The following is a 6,104-nucleotide window of genomic DNA, read 5'->3' as shown; positions in this document are numbered from 1 at the left end:
GGTCGACGGCGATGTTGAACACCTCGAACTCGCGGTCGCCGGCCGGGCCGAAGGCGCCGAGGGCGGCGTAGCCGGCGAGACGGTCGCCGACGCGCGCGGCCCACATCCGCACGTGCTCCTGGCCGAGGGTGTCGCGAAACTGGGCCTCACTCCACGGGTCCTGGCGTGGGAACAGCACGCGCTCGAGCGCGGCGGCTTCGCCGGAGTCGCCGGGCGCGAAGGCGGCGATCGAGGGCTCGCTCATCGCCGCCCACCCAAGTCGGTGCCGTTACCTGCGTCGGCGTCGCGGCCGGTGAGCGCCGGGGAGATCGGGCGCGGCTTGGGTTCCACGGCGTCGGGGCGCCGCAGGTAGAGAGGCTCGAGCGGGGCCGGCGCGGCACCGGAGAGCAGCGGCGCGGCTGCGCGAGCCACGAGCGCCGACACGGCCGGGAACGACTGGAGGTCCTCGCTGATCGTCGGGCCCGGCGCCAGCTCTGCGAGACGTCCCGGGTCCCCGCAGGCGAGTGCCGCGGTCCCATCCGCAGCGACCGGCGAGGAAATGTCGCGCGCCGCGAGCACGGCGGGGCCTTGGGTGCGGGCACCTCCGGCGTCATAGGCGGCGTAGTAGGCCTCCCGGCGGCGGGCGTCGGTGACCACGAGAAGCGGAGCCGCGGCGGCTGCTGCGTCGCCGGCATCGGTGAGCGCCCAGCGTGCCGTGGTGGCGATGGCGTCGAGCGTGACGACGGGATGGCACGGCACCCCGAGCGCGTCTGCGTATCCGGCAGCGGTCGCCATGCCCACGCGCAGCCCGGTGAACGGGCCGGGCCCGCAGCCGACGACGACCGCGTCGACGTCCCCGGCGTCGAGCCCGGCCGCGTGTAGGCAACCGACGAGCTGCGGGATGAGCAGCTCGGCATGCGCGCGCGGATCGAGCGTGTACGTCGCGGCGAGCTCGGCAGGCCGTGCCCCGTCCTCACCCGACGGGTCGAGTCGAACGACTCCGCTCGTGACGGCGGAGGTGGCGGTATCCAGGGCGACGACGATCACGGGTACACAGGCTACTCGGCGGCGGGGCCGGGCGGGAAACCCTCGGGGCCGCGAACCCACCGGGCGGTGCGGGTATCGGCGGCGTCGTTGCGCTCGAGGCGCACGAGCCACGGCCGCTCGGTGAGCATCTCGCCGAGCCCCTCCCCCCATTCGATGACAACGACGTCCGTATCGAGGAACTGGTCGAGGTCGAGCGATTCGAGTTCGTCGGCCAGCGCGTGCGGATTCGACGGCTTCGTCGCGACGCCGTCGGTGCTCGTTTCGAGGTCCTCGTCCGCGCGCAGCCGGTACGCGTCGACGTGGACGAGGCCCGGCCGGCCCGGTTCGGTCGGTTTATGACGTCGGGCGAGCTGAAACGTCGGGGAGGTCACGCGCCCCGACACCGCCAGCGACTCGGCGAGTCCCTGGGTCAGCGAGGTCTTTCCCGCGCCCAGCGGGCCGGTGAGTATGACCACGTCGCCTGCGCCGAGCGCGGCACCGAGTTCCCTGCCGAGCGCATGGGTCTGGTCGAGGTCCGCCAACTCCCGGCTGCCTTGCTCGGGGAAGCCTCGCTCGCCTGACGAGGATTCTGTTGGTGCCTGCCCGCTCAATGTTCGCTGCGGCGCACGTCGTTAATGCTGTCCGTGCCGTTCTCCGTGCGCGTCCACACCGTGCTGGCGTGCTCGCGCTCGATCCCGACGGATTCGAAGGCGCTGTCGAGCACGTAGGCGATCTCGTCGTTGGTGATCTCGATGGCCTCGAGCTGCACCATGTGCCCGGAGCCGGGAACGACGACGAAGCGGGCGTTCGACATGCCGCGCGACATCTCGATCGAGCGATTCACCGGGGTCAGCAGGTCGGCGTCGCCGCACACGATGGACACGGGGACATCCGCGAGGTTCGGGTACGCGCCCTTCGCTTCGAGCGTCACCAGCGCCTCGACGAAACCGGCCATGACCTCGACGTCGGCGCACCCGATGAGGTTGTTGGTGAAATCTACGATCGTCTTGCCGACAATCGTCGGATTGCCGAACGCGCCGGCCTTGATGAGTGGCTCGATGATCATGCCGAGGGCGCGGCGACCGCTGTGATAAATACCTGGGGTCTTCTCCGCCGACCACGCCACCGAGGTGATGAGTGGGTTGTCGAGGATCGCGGCAAGCCCCGCGTCGGGCAGCTTTTCCGCGGCCGCGGCGAGGAGGGTTACGCCGGCGAGCCGCTCCCGCACGAAATCGGGGTACATTTCGGCGAATTTGAGAACTGTCATCCCGCCCATGGAGTGGCCGACGAGCACGACCGGCCCGGTCCGCGCCACGGAGCCGATGACGTTGTAGAGGTCCTCGGCGAGCTGGGAGATCTTGTAGGTCCGGCGATCGGCTCGGCCGGAAAGCCCGTGCCCGCGCTGATCATAGAACACCATCCGTATATCGGAGCCGTACTTTTCCTTCAGTCCCGTGGACTGGAAATGGAAGGAGTCCATGGACAGGGTGAATCCGTGGACGAAGATCACGGTGAGCTCGGCGTCGAGGGGGCCGACCTCGCGCACGCCAAGCGGGTTTCCGTCGGACGCGGCGACGATCTCACCGCGGTCGGAGCCGATGTCCCACACCGGCTCGCCCTCGTGGGCATCGTAGGAACGCAGGGGAAGTAGGTCCGGCAGCTGGCTCGCCGCGGACACCAACAGCGCGCTCACCCCCGCGACGACGCCCGAGGACATCGGCGGATGGAAATCGCTGTCCGCCTCGGCGCGATCGACTTCCGTGCGTGGCAGGTGCGGGCGCATTCCCCGCGGGATGGGCATGCGCGGAAGGCTGGGCATCTTCGCACGCACGGATCCCCACAATGTGTCGCTTTCCGGATCCATTGGCATTCTCCCTCGGTTCTCTTCGCGTGCCCCCTTCGAGCCTCGCGAGAAGAAACGACGACAACCCACGCCCTCGGTTCCCGCATCCATCGTCGATGCCCGCGCCTGTCGCGGAGCGTCCATTCGCACCATGTGCGTTACTCCTCCCCCTGGAGCGAGTTCGTGTGTACGTAGCGGGCTGCTCGCCCGCGGGCCGCGCACACAACCTCATAGTGGATGGTGCCGAGCTTGTTCGCCCAGTCACCGGCATGCGGGGCTCCCCGGGCGGGATCCCCGAACATCACGGCCCTGTCGCCTTCCCGGACCCCGCCGGGCACCGCTCCAGATGCCGTTCGCGGACCGAGTTCGACGACGAATTGGTCCATGCACACACGCCCGACCTGAGCGTAACGCTCCCCACGCAGCTGCACATCGAAATTGTTGGATAAAAGTCTCCAGACACCGTCGGCGTAGCCGGCCGCGACGAGCGCGACAACGGTGTCCCGGGGCGCAATCCACGAGTGTCCGTAGCTGATCCCCTGCCCCGCGGGCACGTCCTTGACCATGAGGACCTCGGCGGAAAACGTCATCGCCGGACGAAGCCCGAAGTCCTCGCCCTCGATGGGGCTCAGCCCGTACAGCGCGATCCCCGGACGCACGATCTCGAAGCCGTCCGAGCCGCGGGTAAGCGTGCCCGCGGAGTTCGAATGGTGGTTGCGCGGGCATTCCAGTCCCATCGACCGCGCCTGCGCGACGGCCTCGTGCAGGGCGGTGACCTGCGAGTCGATCACCGGATCGCCCGGGGAATCGGCGTTGGCGAAATGCGCCATCAGGCCTGTGACCTCGGCGATTCCCTCGCGCTCGGCGTCCGCGAGGCGGGCGAACGTCTGCTCCCAGTGCGGCGGCATGATGCCCGAGCGGCCGAGGCCGGTGTCGAGTTTCGGGGTGACCCTCGCACGCACACCCGACTTGCGTGCCCCCGCGAGGACGGCGTCGAGGTGCTCGGGGCTGGGCACGGCGATGTCGATACCTGCGTGAATGGCGCCCGAAACGTCGTCGCCCGCCGAGTACAGCCATGCGAGTATCGGGGCGGAAATACCGACCTGCCGCAGCGCGACGGCCTCGGCGAGGGTGGTGACGCCGAGCGAGGTCGCGCCGGCCTCCAACGCCGTACGCGCGACTGCGGGAGCGCCGTGACCGTAGCCGTCGGCCTTGACCACGGCCATCACCTCGGCATCGGGCGCCTTGGCCGCGAGGATCTCGGTGTTGTGCGCGATCGCAGGCAGGTCGATGTCCACGCGCGCGGGCCCTGCGGGGATCGGGGCGGTGGAACCGGCGGCGGGCACGATTGTTGTCATAACCCCTTATCCTGCCACTGCGCGCACCTTCGCCACAGCTTCACCGATCGCGCCGAGCAGATCGGATGCGCCGATCGGCGATCCGGGGCGCCCGAATTCCTCCGCAGCGAGCCGCGCTGCAACCGAATGGACGACCTGCGCGATCGCCACGGCCCGCGGGACCTCGGCCGTCGAAAGCGCTCCCGGTCCCTCCCGCGCTGCGAGAATCGCGCCGATCATGCCGGCGAGGACGTCGCCGGACCCCGGGGTCGCGGACCACGAGGTGCCGGCGTCCTGGGCGAACGCGGTTCGTCCGTCGTCGATAAGCGTGATTCTGCCCTTGAGGAGCACCGTCGCGTTGACCCCGCGCGAGTCGAGTTCGGTGACAAGCCCGCGCACCGCCCCCGCACGGTCCCCGGCGAGAAGGCCCGCGTGCGCCGGCGCGAAGGTCTGCGCGAGGGCGTCGAACTCGCCGGCGTGCGGCGTGAGAACGAGCGGCGCCTCCCGTCGCCGCAGGATCGACGGGTGCTCGGCGAGCACGCGCAGCGCGTCGGCGTCGAGCACCACCGGCACGTCCTGGGAGAGGATCCACGCGAGTTCCTGCGCGGTCTCCGGCCCCGTCCCCATGCCCGGCCCGGCCACCCATGCCTGGGCGCGCCCCGCATTTGTGACGACGGAGGAGGCGACGATTTCGGGACGGTCGGTGAGCACCTGTTCGCGGCACGGGCCGACGTAGCGGACCATGGCGCTCGTGGACATCACGGCCGCGTGGGAGGCGAGCACGGCGGCGCCCGGGAAGCGCTGCGAACCCGCGCGGATCGCGACCACGCCGCCCGAATACTTGTTGTCCGAGACGCCGGGGACGGGCCACAGCGCGCCGGCGGTGGCAGTGCCGATGCTCGTGAGCGTCTCGACCGGCCGGCCGCGGTCGTCCGCCGGGGCGCCGATGCCGATGTCGGCGAGTTCGAGCGCGCCGCAGTCGGTGGAGGCAAGCAGGTGGGCGCGGCGAAAGAGGCCGAAAGTAACGGTCGCCGACGGGCGGATGGCGCCGGGGTGGCGCACGCCGGTGTCGGGGTCGATTCCAGAGGGGATGTCGACGGCGACTACCGGAGTCCGCAGCTCCTCGAGGATTCCTGCAGCGTGCCCGGCCATTTCTCTCGGCGGCCCGCTGGCGCCGAGGCCGACGATTGCGTCGAGCGCGACGTCGGGCCGTAGCCGGCGCAGGCGCTCCTCGATCGCCTCGGCACCTGCGGGTTCGTGCACCCGCCCTCCGGCGCGACGCAGCGCCGCGAGGGCGCGTGAGTGCGCGCGGTCCGGGGCGAGGAGGATCGCGTGGACGGCCATCCCGCTGTGTGCGAGGTCGGCGAGGGCGTAGAGCCCGTCCCCACCGTTATCGCCGGCGCCGATCAGGCCGGCCGCGCTCGCCCCGTAGATGTGGCCTGCGCCGTCACCGATAACCTCCTGCGCACGCACGACGGTGCGCGCGACGTCCGCGACTGCCCACGCCGCCCTCCGCATCACCGCGTCGGTGGGCGCTGCGTCGATGACGGGCGCCTCGGCGCTGCGGATGTCGGCCGCGTAGTACGCGCGGAAGTCGTCTCGGTGGGTCATGGTCCTCGCGCTCCTAGCGTCTCCCCTACGTTGCGGGGGCGTGCGTTCTACTCGACGGTGACGGACTTCGCGAGGTTACGCGGCTTGTCGACGTCGTATCCGCGCGCGGCGGCGACCTCGGCGGCGAACGCCTGGTACGGGATCGTCGACAGCAGCGGCTGCAGCAGCGTCGTGGTTTCCGGGATCTCGATGAGGTAGTCGGCGAACGGCTTGACGACCTCGTCCCCCTCGGCGGAGATGATGATGGTGCGCGCGCCGCGAGCCTTGATCTCCTGGATGTTGGAGATGAGCTTCGAATGCAGCAGCGA

6 protein-coding genes and 1 pseudogene are annotated in these 6,104 nt (G+C 70.5%); all 7 read right to left on the bottom strand.

Features of this window, described 5'->3' with window-relative positions; all coding sequences use genetic code 11:
- Positions 1-244: pseudogene (locus K8V11_RS11820) on the bottom strand (ribosomal-protein-alanine N-acetyltransferase); the annotation flags it as partial.
- A complete protein-coding gene (gene tsaB, locus K8V11_RS11815; protein ID WP_303914446.1) occupies positions 241-1,026 on the bottom strand; it encodes a tRNA (adenosine(37)-N6)-threonylcarbamoyltransferase complex dimerization subunit type 1 TsaB in 786 nt (261 codons plus the stop codon). The gene tsaB and the pseudogene K8V11_RS11820, both read right to left, overlap by 4 nt.
- A gap of 11 nt (positions 1,027-1,037) precedes the next feature.
- On the bottom strand, positions 1,038-1,547 hold the full coding sequence (locus tag K8V11_RS11810) for a tRNA (adenosine(37)-N6)-threonylcarbamoyltransferase complex ATPase subunit type 1 TsaE (protein WP_303914442.1): 510 nt from the start codon (positions 1,545-1,547) through the stop codon (positions 1,038-1,040).
- A 65-nt stretch (positions 1,548-1,612) separates the two neighbouring features.
- The gene (locus K8V11_RS11805) at positions 1,613-2,806 is read right to left on the bottom strand and encodes an alpha/beta fold hydrolase (protein WP_303914439.1); all 1,194 of its coding nucleotides are present in this window, start codon (positions 2,804-2,806) and stop codon (positions 1,613-1,615) included.
- Between the two features lie 200 nt (positions 2,807-3,006).
- Positions 3,007-4,206: an alanine racemase gene (alr, locus tag K8V11_RS11800; RefSeq protein ID WP_303914437.1), complete on the bottom strand. Its 1,200-nt coding sequence runs from the start codon at positions 4,204-4,206 to the stop codon at positions 3,007-3,009.
- A gap of 6 nt (positions 4,207-4,212) precedes the next feature.
- Positions 4,213-5,796 carry a bifunctional ADP-dependent NAD(P)H-hydrate dehydratase/NAD(P)H-hydrate epimerase gene (locus K8V11_RS11795; protein ID WP_303914435.1) on the bottom strand — a complete coding sequence of 528 codons (1,584 nt, stop codon included), beginning with the start codon at positions 5,794-5,796 and terminating at the stop codon, positions 4,213-4,215.
- A 47-nt stretch (positions 5,797-5,843) separates the two neighbouring features.
- On the bottom strand, positions 5,844-6,104 hold a 261-nt coding region (locus K8V11_RS11790; protein WP_369693076.1), incomplete at its 5' end, for an SIS domain-containing protein.

The sequence above is a fragment of the Dietzia timorensis genome, from assembly GCF_020742175.1.
In the GTDB taxonomy this organism is placed as follows: domain Bacteria; phylum Actinomycetota; class Actinomycetes; order Mycobacteriales; family Mycobacteriaceae; genus Dietzia; species Dietzia timorensis_A.
The sequence above is the reverse complement of the archived record's forward strand: the minus strand, read 5'-3'. Positions and strand labels throughout refer to the sequence as shown.